Annotated in this window: 22 protein-coding genes; 2 read left to right on the top strand and 20 right to left on the bottom strand. The window is 65.3% G+C overall.

The genetic code is table 11. The annotated features are described in order from the left end of the window. Positions 1-6: 6 nt before the first annotated feature. The 13 genes from pgaA to ACK6AU_RS01885 all read right to left on the bottom strand — a co-directional run bounded on the left by pgaA (position 7) and on the right by ACK6AU_RS01885 (position 13,422). Positions 7-2,484, bottom strand: coding sequence for a poly-beta-1,6 N-acetyl-D-glucosamine export porin PgaA (gene pgaA, locus ACK6AU_RS01945; RefSeq protein WP_409297461.1), 2,478 nt, complete (start codon positions 2,482-2,484; stop codon positions 7-9). A 282-nt stretch (positions 2,485-2,766) separates the two neighbouring features. Further along, positions 2,767-4,269, bottom strand: coding sequence for a YdgA family protein (locus tag ACK6AU_RS01940; RefSeq protein WP_409297459.1), 1,503 nt, complete (start codon positions 4,267-4,269; stop codon positions 2,767-2,769). 203 nt (positions 4,270-4,472) lie between these two features. After that, entirely contained in the window at positions 4,473-5,108 is a 636-nt protein-coding gene (locus tag ACK6AU_RS01935) for an NADH:ubiquinone oxidoreductase subunit N (protein ID WP_409297457.1), read from the bottom strand. Positions 5,109-5,198: 90 nt separating this feature from the next. Then, positions 5,199-6,644, bottom strand: a complete 1,446-nt coding sequence (locus ACK6AU_RS01930; RefSeq protein WP_185701667.1) for an efflux transporter outer membrane subunit — start codon at positions 6,642-6,644, stop codon at positions 5,199-5,201. Further along, positions 6,641-7,531, bottom strand: a complete 891-nt coding sequence (locus tag ACK6AU_RS01925) for an HlyD family secretion protein (protein WP_185701668.1) — start codon at positions 7,529-7,531, stop codon at positions 6,641-6,643. Before ACK6AU_RS01925 ends, ACK6AU_RS01930 begins: the two co-directional genes overlap by 4 nt. Then, a complete protein-coding gene (locus ACK6AU_RS01920; protein WP_022643266.1) occupies positions 7,528-7,737 on the bottom strand; it encodes a DUF1656 domain-containing protein in 210 nt (69 codons plus the stop codon). The genes ACK6AU_RS01925 and ACK6AU_RS01920 overlap by 4 nt, the downstream gene beginning before the upstream one ends. Then, positions 7,734-9,821 carry an FUSC family protein gene (locus ACK6AU_RS01915; RefSeq protein WP_185701669.1) on the bottom strand — a complete coding sequence of 696 codons (2,088 nt, stop codon included), beginning with the start codon at positions 9,819-9,821 and terminating at the stop codon, positions 7,734-7,736. Before ACK6AU_RS01915 ends, ACK6AU_RS01920 begins: the two co-directional genes overlap by 4 nt. Further along, the gene (locus ACK6AU_RS01910; protein ID WP_185701670.1) at positions 9,818-10,246 is read right to left on the bottom strand and encodes a MarR family winged helix-turn-helix transcriptional regulator; all 429 of its coding nucleotides are present in this window, start codon (positions 10,244-10,246) and stop codon (positions 9,818-9,820) included. Before ACK6AU_RS01910 ends, ACK6AU_RS01915 begins: the two co-directional genes overlap by 4 nt. A 131-nt stretch (positions 10,247-10,377) precedes the next feature. Beyond that, complete coding sequence (locus ACK6AU_RS01905) at positions 10,378-10,659, bottom strand: type II toxin-antitoxin system RelE family toxin (RefSeq protein WP_409297453.1); 282 nt, start codon at positions 10,657-10,659, stop codon at positions 10,378-10,380. Next, positions 10,649-10,894 carry a type II toxin-antitoxin system prevent-host-death family antitoxin gene (locus tag ACK6AU_RS01900; protein WP_085598199.1) on the bottom strand — a complete coding sequence of 82 codons (246 nt, stop codon included), beginning with the start codon at positions 10,892-10,894 and terminating at the stop codon, positions 10,649-10,651. Before ACK6AU_RS01900 ends, ACK6AU_RS01905 begins: the two co-directional genes overlap by 11 nt. Positions 10,895-10,958: 64 nt before the next feature. Then, the gene (locus ACK6AU_RS01895; RefSeq protein ID WP_068576250.1) at positions 10,959-11,204 is read right to left on the bottom strand and encodes a DUF2789 domain-containing protein; all 246 of its coding nucleotides are present in this window, start codon (positions 11,202-11,204) and stop codon (positions 10,959-10,961) included. A 14-nt stretch (positions 11,205-11,218) separates the two neighbouring features. Then, on the bottom strand, positions 11,219-11,680 hold the full coding sequence (locus tag ACK6AU_RS01890) for an aminoacyl-tRNA deacylase (protein WP_185701672.1): 462 nt from the start codon (positions 11,678-11,680) through the stop codon (positions 11,219-11,221). A gap of 155 nt (positions 11,681-11,835) precedes the next feature. Further along, complete coding sequence (locus tag ACK6AU_RS01885) at positions 11,836-13,422, bottom strand: glycosyltransferase family 39 protein (RefSeq protein WP_409297451.1); 1,587 nt, start codon at positions 13,420-13,422, stop codon at positions 11,836-11,838. Between the two features lie 230 nt (positions 13,423-13,652). On the opposite strand from ACK6AU_RS01885, the gene ACK6AU_RS01880 reads away from it, so the two are divergent. Then, positions 13,653-15,869 carry an outer membrane assembly lipoprotein YfiO gene (locus ACK6AU_RS01880; protein ID WP_409297449.1) on the top strand — a complete coding sequence of 739 codons (2,217 nt, stop codon included), beginning with the start codon at positions 13,653-13,655 and terminating at the stop codon, positions 15,867-15,869. Further along, positions 15,839-16,588, top strand: coding sequence for a DUF3142 domain-containing protein (locus ACK6AU_RS01875; RefSeq protein ID WP_409297447.1), 750 nt, complete (start codon positions 15,839-15,841; stop codon positions 16,586-16,588). Before ACK6AU_RS01880 ends, ACK6AU_RS01875 begins: the two co-directional genes overlap by 31 nt. Here the strand turns inward: ACK6AU_RS01875 and ACK6AU_RS01870 are convergent. From ACK6AU_RS01870 to ACK6AU_RS01840, 7 genes are all read right to left on the bottom strand, one after another. Further along, entirely contained in the window at positions 16,551-18,035 is a 1,485-nt protein-coding gene (locus tag ACK6AU_RS01870; protein WP_409297445.1) for an efflux transporter outer membrane subunit, read from the bottom strand. The two genes, ACK6AU_RS01875 and ACK6AU_RS01870, sit on opposite strands and share 38 nt — an antisense overlap. Next, positions 18,032-19,102: an HlyD family secretion protein gene (locus tag ACK6AU_RS01865; protein ID WP_185701677.1), complete on the bottom strand. Its 1,071-nt coding sequence runs from the start codon at positions 19,100-19,102 to the stop codon at positions 18,032-18,034. Before ACK6AU_RS01865 ends, ACK6AU_RS01870 begins: the two co-directional genes overlap by 4 nt. A gap of 26 nt (positions 19,103-19,128) precedes the next feature. Continuing rightward, a complete protein-coding gene (locus ACK6AU_RS01860; protein ID WP_185701678.1) occupies positions 19,129-20,673 on the bottom strand; it encodes an MFS transporter in 1,545 nt (514 codons plus the stop codon). A 116-nt stretch (positions 20,674-20,789) separates the two neighbouring features. Continuing rightward, entirely contained in the window at positions 20,790-21,713 is a 924-nt protein-coding gene (locus tag ACK6AU_RS01855) for a LysR family transcriptional regulator (RefSeq protein WP_185701679.1), read from the bottom strand. Between the two features lie 153 nt (positions 21,714-21,866). Further along, positions 21,867-23,234 carry an HlyD family type I secretion periplasmic adaptor subunit gene (locus ACK6AU_RS01850; RefSeq protein ID WP_185701680.1) on the bottom strand — a complete coding sequence of 456 codons (1,368 nt, stop codon included), beginning with the start codon at positions 23,232-23,234 and terminating at the stop codon, positions 21,867-21,869. Beyond that, positions 23,224-25,380 carry a type I secretion system permease/ATPase gene (locus tag ACK6AU_RS01845; RefSeq protein ID WP_185701681.1) on the bottom strand — a complete coding sequence of 719 codons (2,157 nt, stop codon included), beginning with the start codon at positions 25,378-25,380 and terminating at the stop codon, positions 23,224-23,226. The genes ACK6AU_RS01850 and ACK6AU_RS01845 overlap by 11 nt, the downstream gene beginning before the upstream one ends. A gap of 38 nt (positions 25,381-25,418) precedes the next feature. After that, entirely contained in the window at positions 25,419-26,771 is a 1,353-nt protein-coding gene (locus ACK6AU_RS01840) for a TolC family outer membrane protein (protein ID WP_152898918.1), read from the bottom strand. Between the last annotated feature and the right edge of the window lie 161 nt (positions 26,772-26,932).

Genomic DNA, 26,932 nt, shown 5'->3' with positions numbered 1-26,932 from the left:
CGTCCTCTAGAAGCGATAGGTAAGGTCCACGGCCAGGCGCAAGTCGGTTTCCCGCTCACCGTCGTAGGGTCGGTTGATCACGCTCAGCACCGCGCCGATATCGAACACGTCGTTCCAGCTATAGCGCTGGCCGTAGCTGACCAGGCCGACACCGCCGGTGGAATAGTCGCGCTGGCTGTAGGTGCCGACGCCGAACTGGAACTGCTGGCTCCAGGAGGTTTCATAGCGGTGGTAGAGCACATGGTTGACGTTCACCGTCGGCAAGACGCTGAAGTCGGACTTGGGATTGAAGTACGGCGCGTCGTCCCGGGTGTTGTGGCTGCTACCGACCTCCAGGCCCAGGTCGACCTGGACCCCGGGTGAGCGATAAACCCCTTCGCGGCCGGTGAGCAGGGCTTCGAAACGGTTGTTGCCATCACTGAAGTGCGAGGGGCTCAGGGACAGTTTCCATTCCCGGCTTTCATTGGCCCGCCAGCGCAGGAAGGCGCTGCCGCCATTGGCGCGAATGTCGTTCTTGAGGGCCCGCAGCGGGGTCGCGGCGGTGAGGTAGTCGAGGCTGCCGCCGTACTGCCAGTGGTCGTCGATGTCCCGGGCCAGGGCCACCCGGGCACCGGTCTTGCTGCCGTAGCCGTAGGAGTGGTTGGACACCTCGGCCTCCAGGGTCATGTCACGGGTGCGCCGCTCCACGCCCAGCAATTGCCAGCGGTGATGGCCCTTGCCCTCCTGGAAGTCGCCCATGGCGTAGCCGACACCCGCGAATACGCGCCAGTCTTCATCGATGGGCGGGCTGTAGAGCCGGCTTTCGATGCCGAAATCACGGCTGCCGGACACCGCCCCCGGGCCATTACTGCCGCCGCCATTGCTCTTGCCGCCATAGGTCGAGACCCGCAGCTCGGCCATGTCGTGGACCTCACGCTCCCGGGCCAGGCGTTGCACCGCGCGGTTCTCTGGATAGCGCGCGACCACGTCGTCGGTCAGCGCATCCAGCTGCCGCCATTCCTGCAGGTCCTGGGCGGTATGCCCCTGGGCCACTTCCAGGGCGACATCGCGCGGCGCCACGCTCTCGATTTCCTTGAGCAGGTATTCCGCCCGGCGCGGCCAGTCGCGGGCCAGGTACAGGTTGGCCTGGGCCAGGCGCACATTGACGTTGCCCGGGGCCTTGGTGGCCAGGTCGTCCAGGCGCTGTTCGCTATCGGGCAGGGCATTGCCGTAGGTGCCGGCCTGGGCCGCCAGCAGTTGCGCGTCCAGCCAGTCGTCGTTGGGATCGCCGACCGTCTGCCCCACCAGCTGGATGCGCTGGGGTTCGCTATTGGCCAGGTCGTTGGCCACCTTCAGCGCCGCCTCTGGCTGTTCGCTTTCCAGCAATGAGTAGTACAGGCCGGTGGTGTCTTCGACGCGATTGCCAGGGTCGGCGTCCGGAGCACTGAGCACCTTGCGGTACAGGTCGGCGGAGACCTCCGGCTGGCGCTGGTCGAGGTAGGCCGAGGCGACCCAGCGCAGGGCGTAGGTGGGGATGGCCACGCCCGCGGCGGTCAGTTGCTCGTACTCGCTGATCACCTCGGCGGTACGCGCCCGGGACTTGAGCGCGCCCAGGCGGTCGATGCGCCAGCGGGTCACATCGTCCTGGGCCTTGGGATCGTTGCCCCAGGCGGCGAACAGCGCGTCATAGTCGGCCAGGGCGCGATCGGCCACCACGAAGCGCTCCTTCTCGCTGCGGCTGGCCAGCTCCGACAGGCGCACCCGCTCGGCGGCCAGGTCGCCCTCCATGCGCCGCTGGATGACCGGGTCGATCAACCCCGGATGCTGGTGCGCCAGGCGCACGGCCGGCTCCGGCAGGCGGGCGCGTTGCAGGGCATGGATGTACTCGCGCAGCACGTCGGGCCGCTCGCCGGCACGCACGAAGGCCTGGTCGTATTCCACCAGGGCATCCTGGGGCTGATTGGCCCGGGTCAGGGCGTAGCCCAGGGCCAGGCGCCGGTTCGGATCCTCCGGCTTGGCGGCCACCAACGCCCGGGCCCGGGCCACGGCTTCGGCGGGCTGGCCGGCATCGGCCTGGGTCAGGGCCAGGCCCAGTTGCAGGTCGGCGTTATTGGGGTCGCGCTCCAGGGCCTGGCGATAGAGCCGGGTGGCATTGTCCCACTGCTTGAGGTTGCGATAGGCCCGGGCGGTGGCGGTCAGGGCCTGTACCGGCAGCACGCGATTGCGCCCCTGGCTCTCGTAGACATTCACCACTTCTGCATCCAGCCCGGCCCAGCTGGCGATCTGCAAATGGTCGCTGACCAGCCCGTTGGTCAACTGGTTGGCCGGTACCTGGCGCAAGTGATCCAGGGCCGGGGCATAACTGCCCGCCCGGGCCTGGATGATCAGTTGGTCATAGGCGGCGTCGGCGAATACCAGGCCCGGCAACAGCAGTTGGCTGCACAGTGCCAGACGAAACAGCGGGCGCAGGCCAAAGCGGCGAGCAGGATGAACAGTGCGTTGCATTTCGTCAGCACCTTTACATGGCTGGCCGGAGTACTGCGTCCATGCCTGTACGACCCGGCGACCGGGACCAAGCGACCGGGCGAAGCTTTCCGGGAGAAGTCTTTCACGTAGGTTAGTTCAGAAATTGCAACGCCATAATTATTCAGGGTCAGATCGGCAAAACCTCCCCAAAGGCCCGTGCACCGGGGCCTTGGACAGCACGACGCCCGGGCTGTGGCATCCACGGCACCGGGCGTCTAGGGTGATGCAGCCGATCGCCAGGGGCGATCGGATGGCGGTCGCTTACTGCTGCGCGCCTGCGCCAGCCACCTTGCTCATGACGAAGCCAATGAACTGCTCGACCGTCATTTTCTGGCCATTGAAGTTCACTTCGTTATTGGCGTAATGCAGGGCCGAGACCACGTTGTTGCCGTCCAGCTTGGCCAACTGGGTGGCAACGGCCATGGCGCTGAGCATTTCCGCGGTGGCGGCGCTCTGCTCGGCGATCTGCTTGGCGTCGGTCATGCCTTCGGCCTGGGCCTGCAGGGCCGCCACGTCGGCGACCATCGGCTTGGACAGCGACAGCTTGGCATCCAGTTGGCTGATCAGCTGCTTGCCCAGCTCTGCGGTAGGCAGCTCCAGGTTCTGCGGCTTGGCCAGGTCCAGGCCCAGGCTGAAGCGGCTTTCGCCGTTGCCGGTCTTGAGCGCCAGGCTTTCCAGGGCGATCTGCGGCTTGGCGGCCAGGACCTTGTTCACCGCGTCACGTACCTTGGTTTCCTCGGCTGGGGTCAGTTGCAGCTCCGGAGCCGGCTCGCCACGGGCGGCCGCCTCGGTCGCGGCCTTCTGGTATGGCTGCAAGACGTTCTGATAGATCTGCACCAGGTCGACCATGCCCTGGCTGTCCAGGTTCTTCATGCTCCAGAGCATCTCGGCGGAACCCACGGTCTTGCCGTCGAAGGCGATCTCGCCCACGCGGTAATCCGCGCGGCCGGAGACGTTGCTGCCGGTTTCCTCGCTGGACGTCTTCTGTTCGAAGTTCTTCAGGGTCAGCACCGACTGCTTGTCGCCGAAGGTGGCCTTGGTGTTGCTCAGTTCCAGGGTGTTCTGGCCCAGGTAGTAACCAAAGCTGCTCTTGGTCAGGTTGCTGGCCAGGGTCAGGCCGTTGACCTCCAGCTTGCCCGGAGCTTGGTCGGGGGCGCTGATGGCCAGGCTCAGGCTATCCACATAACCATCGACCTTGGCCTTCTGGCGGCTGTCGCTGACGCTGATGGTGGCGTTCAGACCGGAGAACTTGAGGCTGCTCTGTTCATCCAGGGCCAGGTCCACCGGGGCCAGTTCCAGGGTGCCATCGGCAGACAGATCGTAGGCGACGTTGACCACGCCCTTGAAGGGCACAGCGCCCTTGGTGGCGGCGAACCACTTCTCGGTCTGCGGGCTCTTTTCCAGTTCGTAGCGACTGGAGGCCATCACTGGCAGCCACTTGAGGCGGACCAGGCGTGAGAACGGCAGCGGGCCGTGTTCGATGTGGTCGCTGATCAGCAGCTCCAGGTCACCCCGGAACAGGTCGCCCTGGCCCTTGAGGCGATAACGAGCGTTGCTGCTGAACACACCGCGGTCCAGGGACACCAGCTCCAGGCTCGCCGTGGCGTCGTAGCCGATCAGCACTGCCTGCAGCTCCTTGTTGCTCTCGACGATCTGCTGCTGCAGAACCCCCTCCAGCTTGGTGCCGGTGTACCAGGCGCCGCCGGCACTGATTGCACCCACTGCGACGACGATTCCTAGAAGTACGCCTGCTGATTTATTCATGCTTGACCCGATCGATATCCATAGTTTGAAAGTGCGCTGGTCTTCCCTGAACCCATGACGGGTCGCGGCTCGACTCCGCGTGAAACCGGCGCAGATTAGCATTGGCGATGGGTTGGAGCGCAACAGTGGTGCAGCTGCAAGCTGCAAGCTGCAAGCGCCAAGCGAAAGCAAAAGGCAGGGGGGCGCTGGCTCCAGGCTTGCGGCTAGGAGTATTCGAGCTCGAGGGCATCGAGCTGATGGTCGAAGCTCTTGAGCCGGGCGCTCCAGGTGTAGACCAGCACTTCGAAGTCGCGATCGATCACCGCGCTGTTGCCTCGGGACTCGCCACGGGGGTCGCAGAAATCCAGTTGGTAGCGCTCGCGGGCCATGGCCGTGGCGACATCCGACAGCTCCCGGGCATTGCTCAGCCAGTGGTGGCCGTCGTCGGCTTGCTTGTCGAGCCGCATGCACTGCGCCTTCAGGGCTTCGAGGCTTTTTTCCAGCGGGGTGCCGGTGAGTTCGCCCATGACTTCGGCGAAGGTCCGCCCAGGCTGCCAATAGCTGCCCCAGAAGTAACGGTCGAAGACGGTCTCGACCCGACGCAGGGCCACCTTGGTGTCCCAGATGGCCACCAGGGTCTTGCTCTGCTCGAGCTGTCTTTTCTTGATCTTCTGGCCCTGGAACGAGGCCCAGGCCACCACAGCGATGGCCAGCACCGCGATCAAGGCGCTGGCACTGTCGAGAAACACCATGGCCTTGTCGATCTGATGGGCCAGCATGACCCCGTAGAAGTAGGTGGCAGACAGCAGTATCAGGGCGCAGAGCGCGCACCAGAAGCCCGGAGCATAAGGGTTTTTCATTATTGGAATCCCCATGGCCATCACGCTTTGATCATGGCAAGGCGCCCGGCACTCGGCGTCTTGCCAACTGATCAAAGCATAGCAACGGCCTCAGGGTTTAGTGACTGGCGGAGCTTGCGTTCGTCCGCTTTCCCAACCGCCGCCCAGGGCCAGGAACAAGTCGATCTGGCTCATCGCCACCTGGGTGTTGGCCGCCGCCAGCTGGGCACGCATGTCGGTGTAGGTACGAGTGGCCTGCAAGTCGGCGAGGAAGGACGCGCGCCCGGCCTGGAAGAACCGGTGGGTCTGGTCCGCCGCCACCTGCGCCGACTGCTCGGCGTCGGCCAGGGCATCGCGCCGTTGCAGCTGGGCGCTGTACTGGGCCAGGCCGGTCTGGGTTTCGCGAATGGCGTTGAGCACCACCCCGTCGAAATGCGCCAGGGCCGCCTGGCTCGTCGCCTCGGCTTCGCGGATGCGCTCGCGGGCACCGTTGGCCGGCACCGTCCAGCTGATCACCGGGCCGAAGCCCCAGCGATTGGTGGAAGCCTTGCCCAGGTTATCGAGGATACCCACGGTGCCCACGGTGGCACCGATGCTGATGTCCGGGTACAGGGCCCCGGTGGCGACGCCGATCTGCGCGGTGGCCGCCGCCAGGTGACGTTCGGCCTGGCGTACATCGGGACGGCGCTTGAGCAGCGCGGCGCCATCGCCCACCGGCAACAGTTGGGCGATATGCGGCAGCTCGGCGCAGCTGGCGGTGCCGGCTGGCAACTGGTCCACCGGCCTGGCCAGCAGCATCGACAGGCGGAACAGCCCCGACTGGCGCGCCGCTTCGTAGCGCGGCAACTCGGCCCGCAGGGACTTGAACTGGGTCTGGGAGCGGGTGACCTGGGTTTCGTCGCCACGCCCGGCGTCGCGCAGGCGCTGGGTCAGCTCGGTGCTCTGGGCTTGCAGGGCCAGGGAATGCTCGGCGATTTCCCGCTCCTCGTTGGCCGCGCAGACCTGGGTGTAGGCCCGTACCACATCCGCCACCAGGGTGATGCGGGCGATGTCCGCCGCGGCCTGGGTCGCATCGGCATTGGCCTTGGCCGCCTCGATGCCGCGCTGCAGGGTGCCGAACAGGTCGAACTGGTAGGAGGTGCTGATGGACAGGTTGCCGACGTTGGCCACCGGCACTTTCTCCGGTAGCAGGAAGGCCTCGCCGGACTCCTGCAGGCGCTCGACCCCGGCCTTGACCCCACCGCTCCAGCCGCCGGCGGCCTGGGCTTCGTCCACCTGGGCCCGGGCGCGGGCCAGGTTGGCCGCCGCCACACGCAAATCGGTGCTGGAAGCCAGGGCTTGCTGCACCAGCTGGTCCAGGCGCGGATCACGGTACAGGCGCCACCAATCGCCGGGCACCGGGGCCGAAACCACATTGGCGCCCTGGCCCGCCAGCTCGCCTTGCAGGTCCGGGCGTTGCAGCGCCGCCTCCTTGGGCAACTGGTAATCCGGCCCGACCTGGCACGCCGAGAGCAGCAAGCCGAGCCCGAGCAGGGCCACGCGCGCGCCGTGGTTCATTGCCCGCGCTCCTGGCGGGGCTGGTCGTCGATGATCGCCACCGTAGCGGTGCGCCCGGCAATCATGCGAAAGTCCGCCGGCACGTCGTCGAAGGCGATGCGCACCGGGATCCGCTGGGCCAGGCGCACCCAGCTGAAGGCCGGGTTGACGTTGGGCAGCAGGTTGCTGCCGCTGCTGCGGTCACGGTCCTCGATCCCGGCGACGATGCTCTCCACATGCCCGCGCAGGCGCGCGCGATCGCCCACCACGCGGATATCCACGGCCTGGCCGATATGGATGCCGTCGAGCTTGGTTTCCTCGAAGTAGCCGTCGATATGGAAGGAGTTGCTGTCCACCACCGACAGCACCGGGCGCCCGGCGGTGACGAATTCCTGGGGCCGTGGCGCACGGTCGTTGACGTAGCCGTCCACCGGGCTGCGCACCACCGAGCGATCGAGGTTGAGCTGGGCACTGTCCACCGCCACCTGGGCCTCGGCCAGGGCCGATTGGGCCCGGGCCTCGCGGGATTGGCTCTCTTCCAGCTGCTCGCGCGGCACCAGGTTGCCCAGGCCGCGGTTGCGCTTGGCCTCGCGCTGGGCCTGGGCCAGGGTTTCCTGGCGGTCGGCCAGGTTCGCCCGGGCCTGGCGCAAGGCCAGGTGAAAGCGGTCCTGGTCGATGCTGAACAGCACCTGGCCACGCTTGACCAACTGGTTGTCCTTGACCTCGACCTGCTGGATCAGCCCGGAGACATCCGGAGCGATCTGCACGATATCGGCACGGATATGCCCGTCCCGGGTCCAGGGCGCGAACATGTAGTACATCACCATGCGCCAGACCACCACGACCGCGAAGGTCACCACCAATAACGTCAGGACCACACGGCCGATGGTCAATAAAGGTTTTTTCATGTCATCAGGTATCGGCTGAGAGAGTCGACGACGCCCAGCAACAAGGCGTAGAGACCCACGTTGAACAGTGCCCGGTGCCAGACCAGGCGATAGAAGTGCAGGCGTGTCAGCAAGCCGTGCACCAGCAGGTACACGCCATAGGTGATGCCCATCAACACCAGCAGCGTGGGCAGGAACACCCCGCTGATATCCAGATCACCGATCATAGGGGCGCTCCATCGATGCCAGGGGGAAGGGGTTCTGCACGGTCTCCCGAGGCCACGAACTCGACGCCCGGCAATAGCGCCAAGCGCAGGCCGCTGAGGGCGTGCAACAGGTGCCGGCGGGTTTCGTCGTCGCCTTGCAGACGCTGGCTGTCCAGGGCCTGGCGGGTGCGGTCCAGGGTCATCAGCAGCGGGCTCGGCGCCTCGAGGCGCTCACCGGCCTTGAGGCAGGCCTTGAAGTACTCGCCCACCTCGGCCACCACCTGGCGCAACAGACCCTGGGCCACGCCCTGGACCCGTGGCGCATAGGCCAGCAGATCCAGCACGTTGAGCGCCACCCGCAGTTCGCGCAGGGCAACGCCGGTGTCCTGGCCGGTCATGGCCAGGCGCGGCAGGTGCTGCATCAGCCGGTCGAGCATTTGCGCGCCCATGTGCCGGTGTTCGGCCAGGGTCGCCGGCTCCGAGAGGCTGACGATGTCGCGCCAGCTGAAGCGGGTCAGGCGCTTGGCCGCCAGCTCGGAACCGAACGGCCGCGCGACCAGGGTCCAGATAAAGGCGAATAGCAGGCCGATGGGGCCTGCCAGGTTGGAGTTGGAAAAGTTCAGGAAGTCGGCGTCGTAGGCGCCCTGGATACTGATGAACGACGCGGTGTTGACGATGGTCAGGAGCATGCCCAGGTAGAACCTGGGCTGCACGGTCAGGGTGCCGACGCAGATGAAGGGCACGGCGAACACCAGCACCAGCATGGCGAAATCATGCAGGTTGGGCAGGATCAGGAACAGGTAGAGGCTGGCGAACAGCACCGACAGCGCGGTCCAGAAGAAGAACCGGTAGATCTGTGGTGCCGGGTCGTCCATGGCGGCGAAGAAGCTACAGGCCACCGCCGCCAGGATCACCGCGCTGCCACCGTCGGTCCAGCCCAGGAGAATCCACAGCACCGAGGCGACGATGATCGCCAGTACCGTGGAGCCTGCCGAATAGAGCATCAGCCCGCGATCGAGGAACGGCGTCAGCCGGCCCAGGCGCCAATGGCGGTAGACCGCGCGCCAGGTGTCCTGGCTTTCACACTGGATGGCGTGCTGCAGGCTGCGGCAGTCCTGCCACAGGTCGATCCACTCGCCCAGGCGGTACAGGGTATTGGAGAACAGCAACTGGCTCCGGTCGTCCAGGGCCCGGGCATCGGGCTGCAGGGCTTCGAGCTCGCCGCGCAGGGCCTGCCAGCGCTGCGTCGAGGCATCCTGGGCGGTACTGTCCAGCCACTCGTCGGCCTTGGCCAGCAAGGGCGCGAAGCGCTCGGCCAGCTCCGGCGCCCGGCGCTCCAGGGCAGACAGGGCGTCGTCCAGGGCATCCACCACCGGCAGCAGGTGGATCATCCGCCCGCGCAGTTCCTTGGTGTTGCGTACCGTCTGCGGCCGCGCGCCTTCGTGGGGCAACTGGCCGATCATCATTTCCAGGGTGTTGAAGGTCGCCACCATCGAGGCGCGCAGGGCACTGACTTCCTCGGGCCGCACATCGCGGGTGAGGAAGCGCCGGCTGTAGGTCGCGGCATCGGCGAACCACTTGCCCGCCGACCCGACGAACACCGGGGCCAGACGCCGGGGCCAGAACAGGCTACCGATCACCGCCGCACAGATAATGCCGAGGAAAATTTCCTCGGTTCGCGCTTCCGCCACGTCCCATACGGCCAGGGGGTTGTCCACCACCGGCAGGGCGATCATCGGCAAGGTATAGCCGGCCAGCATCAACGCGTAGTTGTTGGCGGTGCGCAGGTGCATGGACAGGAACAGCAGGATGCCGGTCCACAGGGCGATGATCACCACCAGCAGGTAGGGGCTCTGCACGAACATCGGCACCAGCAGCACTGCCGCCGAGGCGCCGAGGAAGGTGCCGACGGCGCGGTACAGCGCCTTGGAACTGGTAGGGCCGACGAACGGGCTGGAAACGATGTACACCGTGGCCATGGCCCAGTACGGGCGAGGCATCTGCATCAGCATGGCGATGTACAGGGCGATCATCGATGCGGCGAAGGTGCGCACGCCGTAGAACCAGTCCCGCGCGGGAGGCACGCCAGTGAAAAAGCCTTTCAAGATGACTGCACCGGAGAGTGGTTGGCGGACTCGAAGGCCTGGATCACCCGCAAGGCCGCTTCCAGGTCCTGGGCACTGATGCCCGCCAGGACCTCGTGACGCAGGCGCACCAGTTCGCCCTCCACTGCCTGCACCAGCTCGCGACCACTGTCGGTCAGGCTCAGGCACTTGGCCCGGCGGTCATGGGGGTCTTCGCTGCGGCAGACATAGCCGGCGTTGCACAGCTGGTCCAGCAGGCGCACCAGGGACGGGCTCTCCATCCCGGCCGCATGGGCCACGGCAACCTGACGCACACCCTCGCCCAGCCGCCCGATCATCAACAAGGGCACGGCGCAGGCTTCGGAAACCCCGAAATTGATCAGCGTGTTCTGGCAGATCCGGCGCCAATGCCGCGCCGCGACCACCATGCCACTGCTGATGTTCATGTGAAGAGATTCAAGGGAATGGGGCACAAGACTGTTCGCACACTGATAGTTTGCTAACTATCAATATGACAGCAACAAATATTTTCAGTCAAGTTTTGTAACAAATATCCGGATCACGTTCCGAATGTGCTTCAACGCTTCCTGGCTTGCTCGTAAACAGCCCCGCGCTCGCGCTTATCGATCGCGACAACAGCCACCACAACGCGCTGCTCGATAACCTTATAGACCAGCCGATAACCCGAGGCCTTGAGCTTAATCTTGTAGCAGTCGGGTAAAACGTACAGGGCATCTGCTGGGACTTGGGGCATTTGCAGCCGTTGCACGAGCCTCTTCTTGAATGGCTCGCGAAGCGTATGGCCCAGCTTGTTCCAGTCCTTGAGCGCCGAAGGCAGGAACTCGAGTTTATAAGTCATCCAGACTGACCGGGACGGGAGTCTCCTGACTACGCGCCCGAACGATCTCGGCCAGTTCCAGGTCGTCCAAACGCTCCATCAACGCTTCGAAAACTTCAGCAGGAATCATGTAGCCCATGACCCGGTTGTGGTTCAACACAGCCACCGGCCCACCTTGAGCGCCGTTCAATACCGCTGAAGGATTCTTCTTCAACTCAGATACGCTGACGGCTTTGTCAGCCAGGATACTTTGCATTTTCATGACCTCAATTGAGGTCATGATTCTGGTCTAAATCATCGCTCCCAACAACCACAGCTCATCATCCTCCCCGCCCCTTCCTCAACAGCACATCCAGTTGGTCCACCACTTCGGCCCAGTCGGCATCGTCGAGGATTTCATCGCGCAAAAAATCCGCCTGGCTCTTGCTCCAGAAAAACGCATCCGCCAGGTGCAGTTCCGGTTTCAGCGGGGAATGGGAGGCGATGAAACGCTCGATGCTCACCGGGTCATCGGCCAGCCCCAGTTGCTTGAACAGCGCTGGCAGGGTGTGGGTCGGTGATTCCATGGGAAAACTCCTGATCAGTGACAGACTTCGCAGATCTCGGCATTGGGCACCATGCGCAGGTATTCGGCCATGCTCATGTGCACCAGGCTGTGGTGGTTTCCGGCCTCCAGGTAGATGTCCTTCTGGCGGGTCAGCAATGGATCGATGACCACGTCCAGCCCATAGGACTCGCCCAGGGCCGGTACCGCGCCGCGCTCGCAGTCGTTGAACAGGTACGCCAGGGTGCTTTCCCGGGTGACTCGCCACTGATCGCTGCCGCTTAGCTTGCTCAGGTCCAGGTGGCGGCTGGCCGGCAGCACCGCCATCAGGTAGCGCCCGTGCCGGTCATCGAGGATCACCGACTTGGCCAGGCGCTCCGCCGGCACCCCCGCCACCCGTGCCGTTTCCAGGCTGCTGGCCGAGTGGGGATGGGTGACCAGGTCGAACTGGCAATGGGCTTGTTCCAGACTGTGTTGCACGGTTCTGGCCATACGCATGATGCACCTCGATGCCCCGCCGACGGGGACAGGACTGTGACTCCCTGATGCAAGTCTAGGCCGGGTGCAGCCAGGTGCCGGAGCAACTTCCCAACGGTGATCCCGGGCGCTCGCGGCGGGCCGGGCGAATTATCCACAGGCGGGCGCACGCCCGCTCAGCGCCCCGGGCAAGCGAGGCCGCAGGTCTCATACAGGATCGCCTGGGTATCGCCACCGGCATGCTGGTCGAGCTTTCGCCAATGGCCGGGAATCGACGGGAACTCATCCGGATCGACCCGGCTCATTACCAGCCAGACCCGGCCATTGCCAAGGGGCAAGTCCTCCAGGCGGTCGAGGTAGACCCCGGCATTCTCATCGATCAAGGTGCCAAAGCCGTAGCGGTTGGGGCGGGTCGACACACCTGCCGCTGTCGGCGGCGTGTACAACCGGGGAGCGATATGGCTCCGATCGTAGTAGCCCCAGGTCAGGTACCAGAACATGTCACCCAGTACCACCTGGTCGCCAGGCAGGATGTGGCGATTCATGTACTCGACCATGTTGTCGAACTGGTCGTCGGCATCCACGGTGTAGTTGTTCTTCAGGCCCACGCCGAACACCGCCAACACCACCAGCAGCAGCGCCACGGCCAGGATCTTGAAGCGTTGCGCCAGCCGGTCGACGGCCAGGGCCAGGCACAACGGCAGCCCGAGGGCTGGCACCGTCAGGTAGCGCTCGATGAATACCGGGGAAATGAACGACACCGCGAACACCAGCAAAAGGGGCAAGACGCTGTAGATCACCAGCAAGGTCGGTAGGCGGGAGCGGCTGCGGTCGCTGCAAAGCAGGTAGGCCAGCACCGCCGCCAGCAAGGCTGGAAGGCTGACGAACAACCAACCGGGCATGCCTTCGCCATCGTCCTGGGCCAACAGTTGCCAGATCATCGAAGGCAATGAACGCAAGGTGACCGGTGGCTCCCAGCCGACATCGCCACCCGCCTTCAACTCCTCCATATGCAACACCAGGTCCACCAGCCCCGGCAGCCAGGGCAGGAACAGCAGCACGATGGCGACATTGGCCCACCACCAGCTCCGGCGCCGCAGGAAATGCCGCGCCGACTCATGCCGGGGTCGGGCCAGGGCCAGGTAGAGCCAGTGCGAGACCACGCAGAACGCCGTGAAGTAGTGGGTATAGAAACCGGCCGCCATCAGCAACGCATAAATCACCAGGTAGCGTCGACGCTGGGGCGCGCGCACCCAGTAGACCAACGCCAGGGTCGCCCCCAGCAGCCATACGCCCAGCAGCGAATACATGCGCACTTCCTGGCTGTAGCGCACGGCGGTAGGCAGCAGCGCCAGCAGCAGGCAGGCCAGCAACGTGGCCCGCCGACCGGCGACCAGGTGCATCAACCAGGTCCCGAGGAATACCGCGAGCGCCCCAGGCAACGCACTCATCAGGCGGATCGACAGGATCGAGTCGCCGAACAGCCCTATCCAGCCATGCAGCAGAACGAAATACAGCGGCGGATGGACATCGTAGGCGGCATGCGCCCAGATGCCGGACAACGGGAACTGGGCCAACAAAACACTGGAGCCCTCGTCGCCCCAGATCGCCGCCGCCGTCAGCTCGTAACAGCGCAAGGCCAGGGCCAACAGCAGCAACGGCACCAGCCAGGGTTCGCGAAGCAATTGCGCCAGGGGTTGCGAATGCGTGACAGCCTGGCGATATAGCTGCTTGGCCGTTTGCTCGGTACTCGGTACGCCCATCACCACCCTCTGCCGATAGATCTTCGCTCCCACCCGGAAGCCATGACGCGCTGATTGTAGGCCAGAACCCCCGGGGCTTGTCCGGGACTTATGGTTGCGCACATCCACGCTGTCGATCGGCGCACAGCAGATCCAGGCGGATGGCCATATAATCCGCGCATCGGGCCGTCCACCTCACTCATCAACAGCTGAAGGCTTGTCCTGATGGCCTCCTGAATTAGGGACAATTCATGCGCATCGCACTCCTCTCATCGCTGATCCTGGCCACTCTCTGCACCAACCAGGCCCAGGCCAGCTCCGACGACTTCTGTGCCCCGGCCTGGAAGCTCTACTCCAGTCGACTCGACGGTTGCAGCAACCTGCCCTTCCTCAGCCCAGGCAACGACAGCCGGGTCAACCTGCGCCTGTTGATGGCCGACCAGGGCAGCCTGGCGCTAGTGCCCCGGGCGCTGAACAAAGATGACCTGAGCCTGGGTTTCGGCCCCGTGCCCTTCCCGACCTACCGCTTGCGGCCACTGGACCCGGCGGACGAGCACGACGGCGATAGCACCAACGCCGCCTTGTCTCCCGCTGCCGCCGAGCTCAACAGCCGGCTGCAGGCCCTGGGCATTTCCCGCGACAACCAGAAGGCCGCGGGGGATAACTTCATCGAGGGCGAGGGCAGCCGCTGCCGCAGCAACTCGGACACCAGCGCCCTGGCCTTCGTCGCCCAACTGGACCACCCGCAACTGAGCCCGGCCGAACGCCAGGCCCTGGCCCAGGCCCGGATCAAACTGCTGGGAGCCTGTTCCTGGGAAGCCAACCCGCTGGCCGACCTTCTGCCGCAGAACCTGGCTTCCGCGCCGGCTCGCGACCTGGCCAGCTACCTGCAGGCCAGCGTCCAGTTCTATGACGGTCACTTCGATGACGCGACCCGGGGTTTCACCAGCCTCAAGGACAACGCCCTGCCCTGGCTGGCCGAGACGGCCACCTACATGCTGGCGCGCACCGCCCTCAACCAGGCCCAGCAGAGCGCCCTGGACGAATGGGGCACGGTCAACCTGGAGCATGTGGATAAGTCGGCGCTGCAACAGGCCGGGTCAGGCTTCGATGCCTATCTGACAACTTATCCACAAGGGCTCTATAGCGTGTCCGCCAAGGGGCTGATCCGCCGCGTGCACTGGCTGCAAGGCGATACCCGAGCCCTGGCCGATGACTACGGCCAGCAACTGACCCGGAGGTCGGACAGCCCCGACGACAAGCGCCAGGACGACCTGGTGGCGGAGATCGACTACAAGTTGCTGGACAATCCCAAGGCCGATATCCAGGTCCCGCTGCTGCTGGCGGTGCGAGACCTGATGGACATGCGCCTCGATCCGTCAACCAGACTGACCCGAGAGACCCTGGTGCAACACAAAGCCTTGTTCGCCGGGCAACCGGCCTTGTACGACTATCTGCAAGCGGCCTTCACCTTGTTTGTCGAGCAGCAGCCAGCGGCAGCGCTCAAGCAATTGCCAACGCAGACTCCAGCCCAACTGGACTACCTGGCCTTCAGCCAGCAGACCCTGCGCGGCCTGGCCATGCAGGCCCAGCAAGACTGGAAGGGCGCAACGCAGCTGTGGCTGCAACTGCTGCCCCTGGCCAAGCAACCGTTGCAACGTGAGCAGCTGGAACTGGCCCTGGCCTACACCTATGAGCGCAGCGGCGAGCTGGCCAAGGTATTCGCCGCCGACTCGCCGATCGAGTCCGCCCAGGTGCGCGCCATCCTCCTGCGCCACGTGGCCTCGCCCGAACTGCTGCGCCAGCAAGCGCGCCAGGCCGATTCGCTCGAAGAACGCAACACCGCGTACTTCGTCCTGCTCTACAAGAGCCTGACCCGTGGCCAGTACGCCGCCTTCAGCGAAGACTTGCACAGCGTCAACCAGGGCCTGGATACGAGCCAGGGCAAGGGCGTCCTGTCCAACGACAACATCGGCAACTACCTGGGCTACATCTACGCCGACGGCCCTTCGCTGCAGGTGTTCAACTGGAATGGCCAGGGCGAGGCGGGCGAGAGCGCCAACTACACATGCCCGGGCATTGCCGAGACCGCGGCGACCTTGCGCAAAGACCCCAAGTCCCCCGCCGGCCTGTTGTGCCTGGCGGAGTTCATACGGCTGAACAACTTCGACCAGATGCCCCTGGATACCAAGCCCGAGGCCGAGCGCCTGGGCGGCACCCCGGACCAGTTCCCGGGCAGCACCTACTCGCGGCTCGACAGCTACCGCAAGGTGATCGACAACCCCAAGGCCAGCCGCGATGAGCGGGCCTTCGCCCTGTACCGGGGGATCTACTGCTACGCCTCCTCCGGCAACAACCGCTGTGGCGGCCAGGGCGTGGAGCCAGAGGTACGCAAGGCCTGGTTCCGCCAGTTGAAGACCAAGCTGGGGGACACCCAGTGGGCCCAGTCGCTGCGTTACTACTGGTGAGGAACTACCTGGGCTGCTGCCTGCTGCCACTGTGGCTGTGCTGGACGAATCCGGCGGCCGCAGCGGTGGATGCCGCCGACCACGATGCCTTCTGGCTGTGGAGCGGCGTCAAGACCCAACCGGTGCTGGCCCAGGCCAGGACCCTGTACATCCTCCAGGGCCAGGTCAGCCGTTCGCGGCGCCAGCCGGCACGGGGTGTCGAGCTCATCGCCCAGGGCCTGCCGGTGTCGCGCCTGAGCCAGGACCAGGTCTGGGTGGTCTATCGCGCCCATACCCTGGCCTGGCCGGAAACGATCTACAGCCAGTTGCTCGGCCAGGTGCAACGCTGGCAAGACAGCGGCACCCAGGTGGTGGGTATCCAGATCGACTTCGACAGCGGCACCCGTGACCTGGAGCGCTACGGGCAGTTCCTGCGGGATCTGCGCCAGCGCCTGCCCGCGCAGTACCGCCTGAGCATCACCGGCCTGATGGACTGGAGCAGCAACGGCGACCCGCAAGCCATCAGCCAGCTCAAGGGCGTGGTGGACGAGGTGGTGGTGCAGACTTACCAGGGCCGCTACAGCATTCCCAACTATGCCTCCTATCTGCCGCGCCTGGATCGCATGGGCCTGCCCTACAAGGTCGGCCTGATCCAGGGCGGCGACTGGCAAGAGCCCCAGGCGCTGCGCGACAGCCCCTGGTTCAGGGGATACGTGGTGTTCCTGCAGAACCCTGGCTAGCCAGCGGATACACCGACTCCCAGCCACCGCCCAGGGCCTTGTACAAGCCGACCATGGCCAGGGACACCCCGGCGGAGCTTTCCACCAGCTGTTCCTGGGTGGCCAGCAAGGCGCCCTGCACGGTCAGGACGTTGACGAAGTCCACCACCCCCTCGATGTACTGCTGCTGCGCGGTACGCAGGGCGATCTGGTTCTGCCGCACCGCCTCGGCGAGACTGTCGCGCCGCAGTTGGCTGGCGTTGTAGCGAGTCAGCTGGTCGTCGATCTCATGCCAGGCCCGCAGCACGGTCTGCTGGTAGGCCACCGCCGCTTCCTGCTGCTGGGCTTCACGCAGCTTGAGCACGCCGCGCAGGCGACCGCCGTCGAACAGCGGCAGGCTGAACTGCGGGCCGAAGCTGTACTGCCGGGAGTTCCAGGAGCCGAAATCCGCCAGTTGCATGGCCTGGGAACCGAAATTGCCGGACAGGGTGATGCGCGGATAGAAATCCCCCTTGGCCACGCCGATGCTGGCCGTGGCCGCATGCAACCGCGCCTCGGCCTGGCGGATGTCCGGACGGCGCTCGGCCAGTTGCGAAGGCAGGCCGATGGCCAACCGCACCGGCGGCTGCGGCACTGGCGCATCGCCGGCCAACTCCTTTTGCAAGGCCTGGGGTGGCTCGCCCAACAGCAGGCTCAGGGCATTGATCAACTGCGCCTGGCGCTGCTGCAATTGCGGCAGGCGCGCCTCGATGGTGGCGACCTGGGCCGCGGCCTCGGCCACGTCCAGGTCGGTGGCCACCCCGTCGGCCAGGCGCAATTGCGAAAGCTTCAGGCTGTGGCGCGCGACCTCCAGGTTCTGCTCGGTGACGGCCCGGGTGCTTTGCACGCTGCGCAATTGGATGTAGTCCTGGGCGGTTTCCGCCAGCACCGACAGCAACACTGCGCGCCGGTCGTTTTCCGCCACCTCCAGGCTGGCATCGGCGGCCTCGGTCTCGCGCCGCACGCGGCCCCAGAAATCCAGCTCCCAGGAGGCCGAGAGGCCGCTTTCCCAGAGGTTGAAATCGGACTTGCCCTGGTGCCCGGAAGGGTCGCTCAGGCCTTCGCTGCTGTTGCGCTTGCGTCCGTAGCCACCATTGGCCGCAGTGCCGGGATAGCGCTGGGCGGTGATCACCTGGCGTGCTGCACGGCTCTGCTGCAAGCGGCTGGTGGCCAGTTGCAGGTCAAGGTTGTCGGTCAGGGCCCGACGGCTCAGGGCCGACAGTTGCGGGTCGGCGAACACTTCCCACCAGCGCTCTTGCAGGGCGCTGTCCACCGCCTGGCTGTCGGCGGCCTGCGCCGGCGTGGGCCAGGCCTGGAGCCGGGTGGCCTGGGGCCGCTGGAAATCCGGGCCGACAGTGCACGCGGCCAGCGCCAACAAGCTCACCGCCAGCAGAGTACGGGCTCCGTGGCTGCTGTATTCGCGGCTCATCGCTGGGTCACCTCGCGGGCGCTGGTGGCGGAGCTGCGGGTATCGACGCTGGCTTCCACCGACATGCCCACACGCAGGCGCTCGGCCATGGGCTGGTCGGGGTCCAGGAGGATCTTCACCGGGATGCGCTGCACCACCTTGGTGAAGTTGCCCGTGGCGTTGTCCGGCTTCACCGCGGCGAAAGTCACGCCAGTGGCCGGGGCCAGGCTTTCGACGCGGCCATGCAGGGTCTCGCCGCCGAGGCTGTCGACACGCACCTCGACCACTTGCCCGGCGTGCATGGCGGTGAGCTGGGTTTCCTGGAAATTGGCCACGACATAGGCCTGCTGCAGCGGCACCACGGCGAGGATCTTGCTGCCGGGGGTGACGTAGGCACCGACCCGCACCGCGCGCTCGCCGACCATGCCATCGACCGGGGCGACGATGCGGGTGTAGGACAGCTCGTAGCTGGCCATTTCCAGGGCCGCCTGGGCCCGCTTCAGGCCACCTTCGGCGGCATCGCGCTGGGCGGTGAGGATCTCCACCTGTTTGCGCTCCGCCGCCAGGGCCGCCGTGGCCGTCGCCAACCGGGCGCTGGCCTGGTCGATGCGGGTACGTGCTTGCTGGGCGTTCTGCACGGTGCCGGCGCCGACCCCGGCCAGGTGGTTGTAGCGATTGAGTTCATGCTGGGCGAAATCCATCTCGGCCCGGGCAGCCACCACCGCGGCCTGGGCCTGGGCGATCACCGAGCTCTGGCGGTCCAGGGTCGCCCGGGCGTTCTGCAATTGCGCCTTGGCCACCAGGGTCTCGGCGTCCGCCGCCTGGGCCGCGGCCCGCAGGTCGCGATCATCGATCAGCGCCAGCAGTTGCCCGGCCTTGACCTGCTGGTTGTCTTCCACCAGCACCTCCTTGATGAACCCCGCCACGCGGGGCGCCACCAGGGTGTAGTCGGCGGCGATGAAGGCATCGTTGGTGCTCTGTTCGCTGGAGCGGCCGAACAGCCCCGGCGCCACCAGGTAGGCGAGCACGCCGAGGGCCGCTACCGCCGCCACCGCGACGGCGATCTTGTCTTTGCTTGCAATAGTCATGGGAATTCTTCCGTATCGTTCAGCGTTCAAACAGGCGCCCGCGGTGGATAGATCCGCGTCGGCAGCCAGAAAATCAGCAGGATCAGCGCAGCGGCCACCCCTGCCATGCAGAAATAGAGGTCGGCACAGGTCAGGACCACCGCCTGCTGGTGCAGGCGCGCGGCCAGGCCAGGCACCCGGTCGTCCACCAGGGGCGAGTTGCCCAGGCTGTCCACCAGCAGGGTGGAGTGCAGGTGCAGGCGGTGGGTGGTCAGCACGTCCAGGACCCCGGTGGCGACCACCGCCGCCAGGCCCTTGACCGTGTTGAACCAGGACGAGGCGAAAGGCCCCTCCACCGGTGCGATGCTGCCGGTGGCGAGCATCAGCAAGGGCAGCACCGCCATCGGCTGGCCGAAGATCTGCAGCAGTTGCAGCACATAGAAATCGTCACGGATCCATACCGAAGTCAGGTGCGTACCGCCCAGGCACGACAGGGTCAGCATGCCCAGGCCGATCCCCAGCACCCAGCGGCAGTCGACCCAGCGCAGGTTGCACAGGGCCGCCACCAGCGGCAGGGCGATCAACTGTGGCAGGGCCATCACCAGCATCACCGGCGCCGTCTGCAACGGCCGGTAGCCCTGGACCTGGGCCAGGTAGGCCGACGGGATGATGATCACCGCGGTGAGCACCACCAGCACCCCGGCCAGGGTCAGCAGGGAAAACGACAGGTTGCGGATGCCCAGCATCTGCAGCTTGAAGAAGGGAATCGGCTGCGACCACTCGTTGATCATGAACAGCACCAGCAGGATCAGGCCGCCACCGAGCAACAGGGTGATCAATGGCGACTCGAACCAGTCCAGGCGATTGCCCTGCAGGATGCCGATCACCAGCATGCAGATCGCCGGGAAACCCAGCAGCAGGCCTCGCCAGTTGAACTGCTTGAAACGCTCCAGGCGCAGCGGGTCCTGGGGCAGACCGTAGGCGATCGCCGCCATGGCCAGCAGGCACGGCACCACCACTTGCCAGAAGGCCCAGCGCCAGCCCACGTACTCGGTCCACAGCGCCGCCAGCGGCGTGCCCAGGCTCGGGCCGAAGGTGGCGGTCAGGGCATAGCCGGCCAGGCCGTAGAGCTTGATGTTGGCCGGCAGGAAACGCAGGGCCACGGTCATCAGCATCGGCGGCAAGGCGCCACCGGCCAGGCCTTGCAGGGTCCGCAGGAGCAACAGGCTCTCGTAGTTGGGGGCGAAGGGACACAGGATCCCCAGCAGGGTGAACAGCGCGATGGCGCAGAGGGTGAAGCGCCGCAGGGAAAAGGTCACCGAACACCAGGGCGCGAACGCCATGGCAGCCACCGAGGTGGCGGTGTAGCAGGCCACCAGCCAGGTGCCTTCGTCGTAGCCGATGAACAGCGCACCGCGGATATCCGCCAGGGCGATCTTGGTCACCATCTCGTTGAGGCCGGAGACCAGCACCGCCAGCAGGACGCCCACCAGGCCGATGACGATCCGCAGCCCGAAGGTTTGCGCAGGGGGGGCTGCCGGCTTGCTGGCGGCTTCGACCGAAGCAGGCGCAGCGACAGCGAGGGAACTCATGGACGTACTGCTCCAGGTAAAGAAATACCAGAGCAGTTTATGAACAGGCAGTGCTGACGAAAACTGACTTATCGGAACTTAATAAATGCACCAGACGCAATGATTATCCCCTTGTGTCAGGACGCCTGCTGGGCTTCCTTCCAGGTCTCGTGGCAGCAGGTGCGGACCACTTCGCGAAACCACTTGTGGGCCTGGTCCTTGTCGTAGCGCGGGTGCCAGGACTGGGTCAGGATCAGGGTCGGCAGGGAGATCGGCAACACGAAGGAGCGCAGCCGCAGCCCCAGGCGCCGAACGCTGAACTGGGACTCCTTGGGTACCGGCAGGATCAGGTCCGAGTCCGGCAGCATGAACATCGCGGCGTGGAAGCCCGGGGCGATCATCGGCACCCGGCGCTTGAGCCCCTGTTCGGCCAGCGCCGCGTCGATCGGCCCACGGGCGATGCCACGGCGAGACATGCTGATATGGGGGTAGGCGGCAAACCGCTCGGCGGTGATCTCTTCGGCCAGCACCGGGTGGTCTTCGCGCACCAGGCCGACGAAGTTGGTGGTGAACAGGTTCTGCACCTTCACTTCCGGGCTCAGGGGCCGGGTATTGCTGATGCGCAGGTCGATGCGCCCTTCGCGCAGGGCCTCGTCGTCGCCATCGCCCTCGGGGACGAAGCGCAGCTCGCACAGCGGCGCCTGGCGCTCGAGGATATCGATCAGGCGGCCACCGTAGACACCGACGAAGAAGTCGTTGGCGCGCACGCTGAAACGCCGCTGTAGCGAGGCGAGGTCGATGGTGTCCGCCGAGCGGAACACCAGCGCCGCCTGCTCCACCAGATCATGCACCTGGGCCCGCAGTTCCAGGGCCTTGGGCGTCGGCACCAGGCCACGCCCGGCACGTACCAGCACCGGATCGCCCAGGGCGTCGCGGATTCGCGTCAGGGTCCGGCTCATGGCCGCCGGGCTGAGGTTCATGCGGCGTGCGGCGCCTACCACGCTGCCCTCGTCCAGCAGGATGTCGAGGGCCACCAGGAGATTCATGTCCGGAAGTTGCATTCTGAGCACTCATGACTGGTCGATAATGACTGGAACGCAATCCTAGCAGGCTTGCGGGTCGCGATCCTGAGCGGGATCAACCCACGCCACGGCTTGCCGGGACAGGCGGCCCCGAAGGGCCGTCCGGCGAGCGAGCATGGCGCAGGGAAGGGATCAGCGTTCGTGCAGGGCTTCGGCGCGGGCGCGGATGATCGGCTTGAGCAGGTAGCTGAGGATGCTCTTCTTGCCGGTGATGATGTCCACCGAGGCCACCATGCCGGGGATGATCAGCAGCGGCTTGTCGTCACTGCCCAGGTGGCTGCGCTCGGTGCGCAGCTTGATCATGTAATAGGTGGTCTTCTTGTCTTCGTCGGTGATGGTGTCGGCGCCGATCTGCTCCAGGCGAGCCTTGAGGCCGCCGTAGATGGTGTAGTCATAGGCGCTGAACTTGACGATCGCCTCTTGCCCCGGATGCAGGAAGGCGATGTCCTGGGGACGGATCTTGGCTTCCACCAGCAAGGTGTCGTCCAGCGGCACGATCTCCACCATGTCGCTGCCCGGCTGGATCACCCCGCCGATGGTGTTGACCATCAACTGCTTGACGATGCCACGCACCGGCGTTGTGACCATGGTCCGGCTGACCCGGTCCTCCAGGGCCTTGCCGGTGGCGCTGGCCTTGTTCAGCTCGGTGCGGGCCTCGTTGAGCTGGGTCAGGGCCTCGCTGCGGAACTTGCCGCGGGTTTCGTCGATCTTGCGCTGCACTTCCTTGATCGCCGACTCGGCGCGGGGAATCGCCAGGGTGGTGGCGTCCAATTGGCCACGGGTCTCGACCTCGGCCCGCTTGAGCCGCAGCACTTCCACCGGCGACACCGCGCCCTGGGCCACCAGTGGCTCGGACATGCTGATTTCCTGGCGTTGCAGGCCCAGTTGCTGGCGGTACTGCGCCTGCTTGGAGTTGAACTCGCGCAGCTCCTGCTGCTTCTGGATCAGTTGCTCTTGCATGCCGCCGATCTCGTCATGCAGCTGCTGGCGCCGGCTCTCGTACAGGGATTTCTCGCTGGCCGCCTGGCCCGGGGCGTCCCGCAGCGCGTCCTCGGGGAAGTTCAGCGGACGCTCCTCCACCTCGGCGCTCAAGCGCTCGACCCGCAGCAGCATGGACAGGCGCACGGTCTCGGTCTCGCCGACGTTGGACTGGAAGCGCGTGTCGTCCAGGCGGATCAGCGGCGCGCCGGCCTCTACCACCTGGCCTTCCTTGACGTACAGCTCGGCAACGATTCCACCTTCCAGGTTCTGGATCCTCTGCACCTTGGAGGAAGGAATCGCCTTGCCCTCGCCCTTGGTCACTTCGTCGATCACCGCGAAGTTGGCCCACAGCACCATGAACAGGAAGAAGGCGATGATGCCCCAGATGGTCAGGCGGATGACCCGTGGCGCATCTTCGATCAGGGCCTTGTTGACCTCGGGCAGCGGCTGCCCCTGGAGGGAATCGCTGCCCTTGAAATAACGGCGGATCGAGTCCCTGATTTCCGGCTTAAGCAACACTGATCTGCCCCTTCTTCAACGCTTCCATGACCACTGCCTTCGGACCATCGGCCAGGATCTGCCCACGGTCGACCACCAGCAGCCGGTCGACCAACGACAACAGCGAGGCCCGGTGGGTCACCAGGACCACGGTCTTGGTCTGCACCACCGCTTCCAGGCGCTGCTTCAGCCGCTCCTCACCGGTGTTGTCCATGGCGCTGGTGGGCTCGTCGAGCAGCAGGATCTGCGGGTTGAGCAACAGGGCACGGGCCAGCGCGACGTTCTGCCGCTGGCCGCCGGACAGGTTCTGCCCGCGCTCGCCAACTTGCAGCTCGTACCCCTGGGGATGCAGCCGGGCGAATTCGTGGACCCCCGCCAGCTCGGCGGCCTGCAGCACCAGTTCGTCCTCGACGTAGCGGGCGCCGGAAGTCAGGTTGTCGCGCAGGCTGCCGGCCAGCAGCTGGATGTCCTGGGGCACGTAGCCGATGTTGTGGCGCAGCTCGCTGACGTCGATCTGGCGGATGTCCACGCCGTCCACCAGCAAGGCTCCGGAGTCGGGCTGGTAGAGGCCCACCAGCAACTTGGCCAGGGAGCTCTTGCCCGAGCCACTGCGGCCGATGATGCCGATCTTCTCGCCCGGCTTGATCACCAGGTTGATGTTCTTCAGCGCCGGATTCTGCTGGCCCGGGTAGGTGAAGTTCAGTTGCCGGCATTCGATGGCGCCCTGCAGCACTCTGCGGCTCAGCGGACGCTCGTCGAAGTTGCGTTCCTGGGGCAGCTCCATCATCTGGTCCACCGAGGTCATGGTGACGCGGGCCTGCTGGTAGCGGGTCAGCAGCCCGGACAGCGAAGCCAGCGGGCTCAGGGCGCGGCCGCTGAGCATGTAGCAGGCGATCAGGCCGCCCATGCTGAGGTTGCCGTCGATGATCTGGTACACGCCGAAGATGATCATCACCACCCCGGCCAGTTGCTGGATCAGCAGGGTGATGTTCATCGCCAGGCTGGAGAGCATCTTAACCCGCAGTTCGAGGCGGCTGAGGGTGCCGATGGTCTGCTCCCACTGGTACTGGCGCTCGCTCTCGGCGTTGTTGACCTTGACCGCATCCAGCCCGGCCAGGGTCTCGATCAGGCTCGACTGGCGCTCGGCGCCCAGGGCCATGGTCTTCTCCATGGTCGCCACCAAGGGCTTCTGCAACGCATAGCCGATGCCCAGGGCGATGGGGAAGGCCAGCACCGGGATCCACACCAGGTGCCCGCCGAGGATGGCGATCACCAGGAAGATCAGCAGGGTGAAGGGCAGGTCGATGAGGCTGGTAAGGGTCAGCGAGGCAAGGAAGTCCCGCAGGCTCTGGAACTCATGGATGTTCTGGGCAAAGCTGCCGACCCGCGGGGGACGGTACTTCATGGCCATGCCGACGATGCGCTCGAACAGCGTGGCGGAGATGATCAGGTCGGTCTTCTTCCCGGCAAGGTCCAGGCACAGGCTGCGCAAGCCCTTGAGGATCAGGTCGAAGACATAGGCGCCGATGATGCCGATGGACAACATCCACAGGGTCGCGGTCGCCTGGTTCGGCACCACCCGGTCGTAGACGTTCATCACGAACAGCGGCGCGGCCATGGCGATGATGTTGATCAGCAGGCTGGCGGCGACGGCATCGATGTATAGCCAGCGCGAGCGCTTGAGGGTATCGCGGAACCAGGAGCGGGCCCGGGGGATCAGCGAACCGTGGTTGACGTCGAACTTGTGCTGGGGCTGGGCGAAGAACACCTGCCCGATGTAGTCGTCGGCCAGCAGCTCGCGGCTGACGCAAACCTCGCCGCCATCGCTTTCGCTGAGCAACAGGCGCGCCTGGTCATCACTTTGCCAGCCCAGCAGCACGGCGCTGCGGCCGTCCTTGAGCAACAGCAGGGCAGGCATGGCGATGCTCGGAATCTGTTCCAGCTTGCGCCGCAGGACGCGACCCTGGAGCCCGGCCCGGGCCGCCGCGCGAGGCAGCAGCGCGGCGCTCAGGCGCTGGGACGGCAATGGCAGGCCGGTGGTCAGCATGGCCGCGCTGGCAGGCTTCTGGTGCAGGAAGCAGAGGGTCAGCAAACCGTCCAGCAAAGGGTCGTCATGCATACCGCGTGGATCATGATGGAGCTGCACTCGACGGACTTCTGATTCCACGCTCGACACTCTTGGCTGGCTATAAGGATGAAATTAGCTCAATTCATCCCAGGCAGCTGGACCTTGGGCTTCACGTCGTTCTGCACGACGGAAGCCATGGGTGCGACCACTCCCTGGCTCTTGAGCAACTCGCCAATGGTCGCCTTGATTCGATACTGAGTAAATAACTGAATGTTCTTGATCTCGGCCAGGCGACGGGAAGCGGTGAACAGTTCGTTTTCACTGTCGAGCAGGTCCAGCAAGGTACGTTCGCCCAGGCTGAACTGCTTCTGGTAGGCGGTACGTACCGCGGTGCTGCGATCGACGTATTCCTGGGCGATCGGCACCTGGGAGTTGGCGTTGTTCATGGCGTTCCAGGCCAGGCCCAGCTCTTCGTTCAGCACCCGCAGGGCGTTGTTGCGGATATCCAGCGCCTGGTTCGACTGGTAGGCCTTGGATTCCAGGTCAGCCTTGTTACTGCCGCCGGCGAACAGGTTGAAGCGCATGCGCAGCATGGCCTGCCATTCGTTGTTGTGGCCGTTCTGGCCGTCCAGGTCGTTATCGGCAGTACGCCCAAGCTCCGCATCGAAACGTGGGTAGAACGCCGACTTGGCTGCTTCGTACTGCTTTTCGGCCGCCACGATATCGGACTCGGCCGAACGCAGGATCGGGCTGTTTTCCAGCATCTGGCGGCGAGCCTCGTCGAGGTTGGCCGGCATCATCGCCATGAAGCTGGCTGGACGCTCCAGCTGGTCGGGCAGCTCCCCTACCGCGCTCAGGTAGTTGGTCTGGGCGTCGGCCAGGTTGGTCTGCTCGGTGATCAGGTTGTTGCGGGCCTGGGCCAGGCGCGCCTCAGCCTGGTCGAGGTCGGCGCCGCTGCCTACGCCACGTTGGGTGCGCAGCTTGATCTGGTCGTAGATACGTTCGTGGTTGCGCAGGTTGTCCTCGGCCAGCTGGACGAACTGGCGACGGGTCAGCACGTCCAGGTACACCTGGGCCACGGTCAGGCCGGTGCGCTCGGAGGTACCCAACAGGGAATAGGCCCGGGAGTTGACGGTGGCTTGTTGACGCCCCACTTCGCTGGACGTGGCAAAACCGTCAAAAACCATCTGTTGAAGACGTAAACTTGACTCACCACGGGTCATGCTTTCCCAGTGATTGCTGCCAGTACCCGCACGTGTAGAGGGGTTGTCGGTGCCCTCACGGCCATAGCCGGCGAGCATGTCGACACGGGGCAGGTAACCACCCTTGGCGGCTTTCAATTGGTAGTCGGCGGCCAGGCGGCTGTTCACACCGGCCTGGATTTCCGGGTGCACATCCAGTGCTTTCTGCATGGCTTCAGGGAGTGTCTGCGCCTGTACGAAACTGGCAGCAAGAGCGAAAGGCAGGGCCTTGAACAGGTGAAAACGCATGGTAAGAAATTTCCTCGGACGGTATGTCCAGATTCACGTCAGAACGTGGGACCACATCGAATGACTACAACCACAACGACCGTCTGTCGGAAAGTTCAAATTAAGAACTGGTTCACATACTTCAAGTCAGGTTACCGCGTGAATATCAATGTGACATTAAT

The sequence above is a fragment of the Pseudomonas sp. KCJK8993 genome (assembly GCF_046230915.1).
Lineage (GTDB): Bacteria > Pseudomonadota > Gammaproteobacteria > Pseudomonadales > Pseudomonadaceae > Aquipseudomonas > Aquipseudomonas piscis.
This window is presented reverse-complemented; position numbering and strand designations above follow the sequence as displayed.

Coding starts and splice junctions, on each gene's coding strand:
- pgaA (WP_409297461.1), bottom strand. CDS start 2,484: ATGCAACGCACTGTTCATCCTGCTCGCCGCTTTGGCCTGCGCCCGCTG.
- ACK6AU_RS01880 (WP_409297449.1), top strand. CDS start 13,653: ATGCGCATCGCACTCCTCTCATCGCTGATCCTGGCCACTCTCTGCACC.
- ACK6AU_RS01890 (WP_185701672.1), bottom strand. CDS start 11,680: ATGCGTATGGCCAGAACCGTGCAACACAGTCTGGAACAAGCCCATTGC.
- ACK6AU_RS01900 (WP_085598199.1), bottom strand. CDS start 10,894: ATGCAAAGTATCCTGGCTGACAAAGCCGTCAGCGTATCTGAGTTGAAG.
- ACK6AU_RS01905 (WP_409297453.1), bottom strand. CDS start 10,659: ATGACTTATAAACTCGAGTTCCTGCCTTCGGCGCTCAAGGACTGGAAC.
- ACK6AU_RS01930 (WP_185701667.1), bottom strand. CDS start 6,644: ATGAACCACGGCGCGCGCGTGGCCCTGCTCGGGCTCGGCTTGCTGCTC.
- ACK6AU_RS01885 (WP_409297451.1), bottom strand. CDS start 13,422: ATGGGCGTACCGAGTACCGAGCAAACGGCCAAGCAGCTATATCGCCAG.
- ACK6AU_RS01925 (WP_185701668.1), bottom strand. CDS start 7,531: ATGAAAAAACCTTTATTGACCATCGGCCGTGTGGTCCTGACGTTATTG.
- ACK6AU_RS01940 (WP_409297459.1), bottom strand. CDS start 4,269: ATGAATAAATCAGCAGGCGTACTTCTAGGAATCGTCGTCGCAGTGGGT.
- ACK6AU_RS01935 (WP_409297457.1), bottom strand. CDS start 5,108: ATGAAAAACCCTTATGCTCCGGGCTTCTGGTGCGCGCTCTGCGCCCTG.
- ACK6AU_RS01855 (WP_185701679.1), bottom strand. CDS start 21,713: ATGCAACTTCCGGACATGAATCTCCTGGTGGCCCTCGACATCCTGCTG.
- ACK6AU_RS01865 (WP_185701677.1), bottom strand. CDS start 19,102: ATGACTATTGCAAGCAAAGACAAGATCGCCGTCGCGGTGGCGGCGGTA.
- ACK6AU_RS01895 (WP_068576250.1), bottom strand. CDS start 11,204: ATGGAATCACCGACCCACACCCTGCCAGCGCTGTTCAAGCAACTGGGG.
- ACK6AU_RS01870 (WP_409297445.1), bottom strand. CDS start 18,035: ATGAGCCGCGAATACAGCAGCCACGGAGCCCGTACTCTGCTGGCGGTG.
- ACK6AU_RS01920 (WP_022643266.1), bottom strand. CDS start 7,737: ATGATCGGTGATCTGGATATCAGCGGGGTGTTCCTGCCCACGCTGCTG.
- ACK6AU_RS01910 (WP_185701670.1), bottom strand. CDS start 10,246: ATGAACATCAGCAGTGGCATGGTGGTCGCGGCGCGGCATTGGCGCCGG.
- ACK6AU_RS01860 (WP_185701678.1), bottom strand. CDS start 20,673: ATGAGTTCCCTCGCTGTCGCTGCGCCTGCTTCGGTCGAAGCCGCCAGC.
- ACK6AU_RS01840 (WP_152898918.1), bottom strand. CDS start 26,771: ATGCGTTTTCACCTGTTCAAGGCCCTGCCTTTCGCTCTTGCTGCCAGT.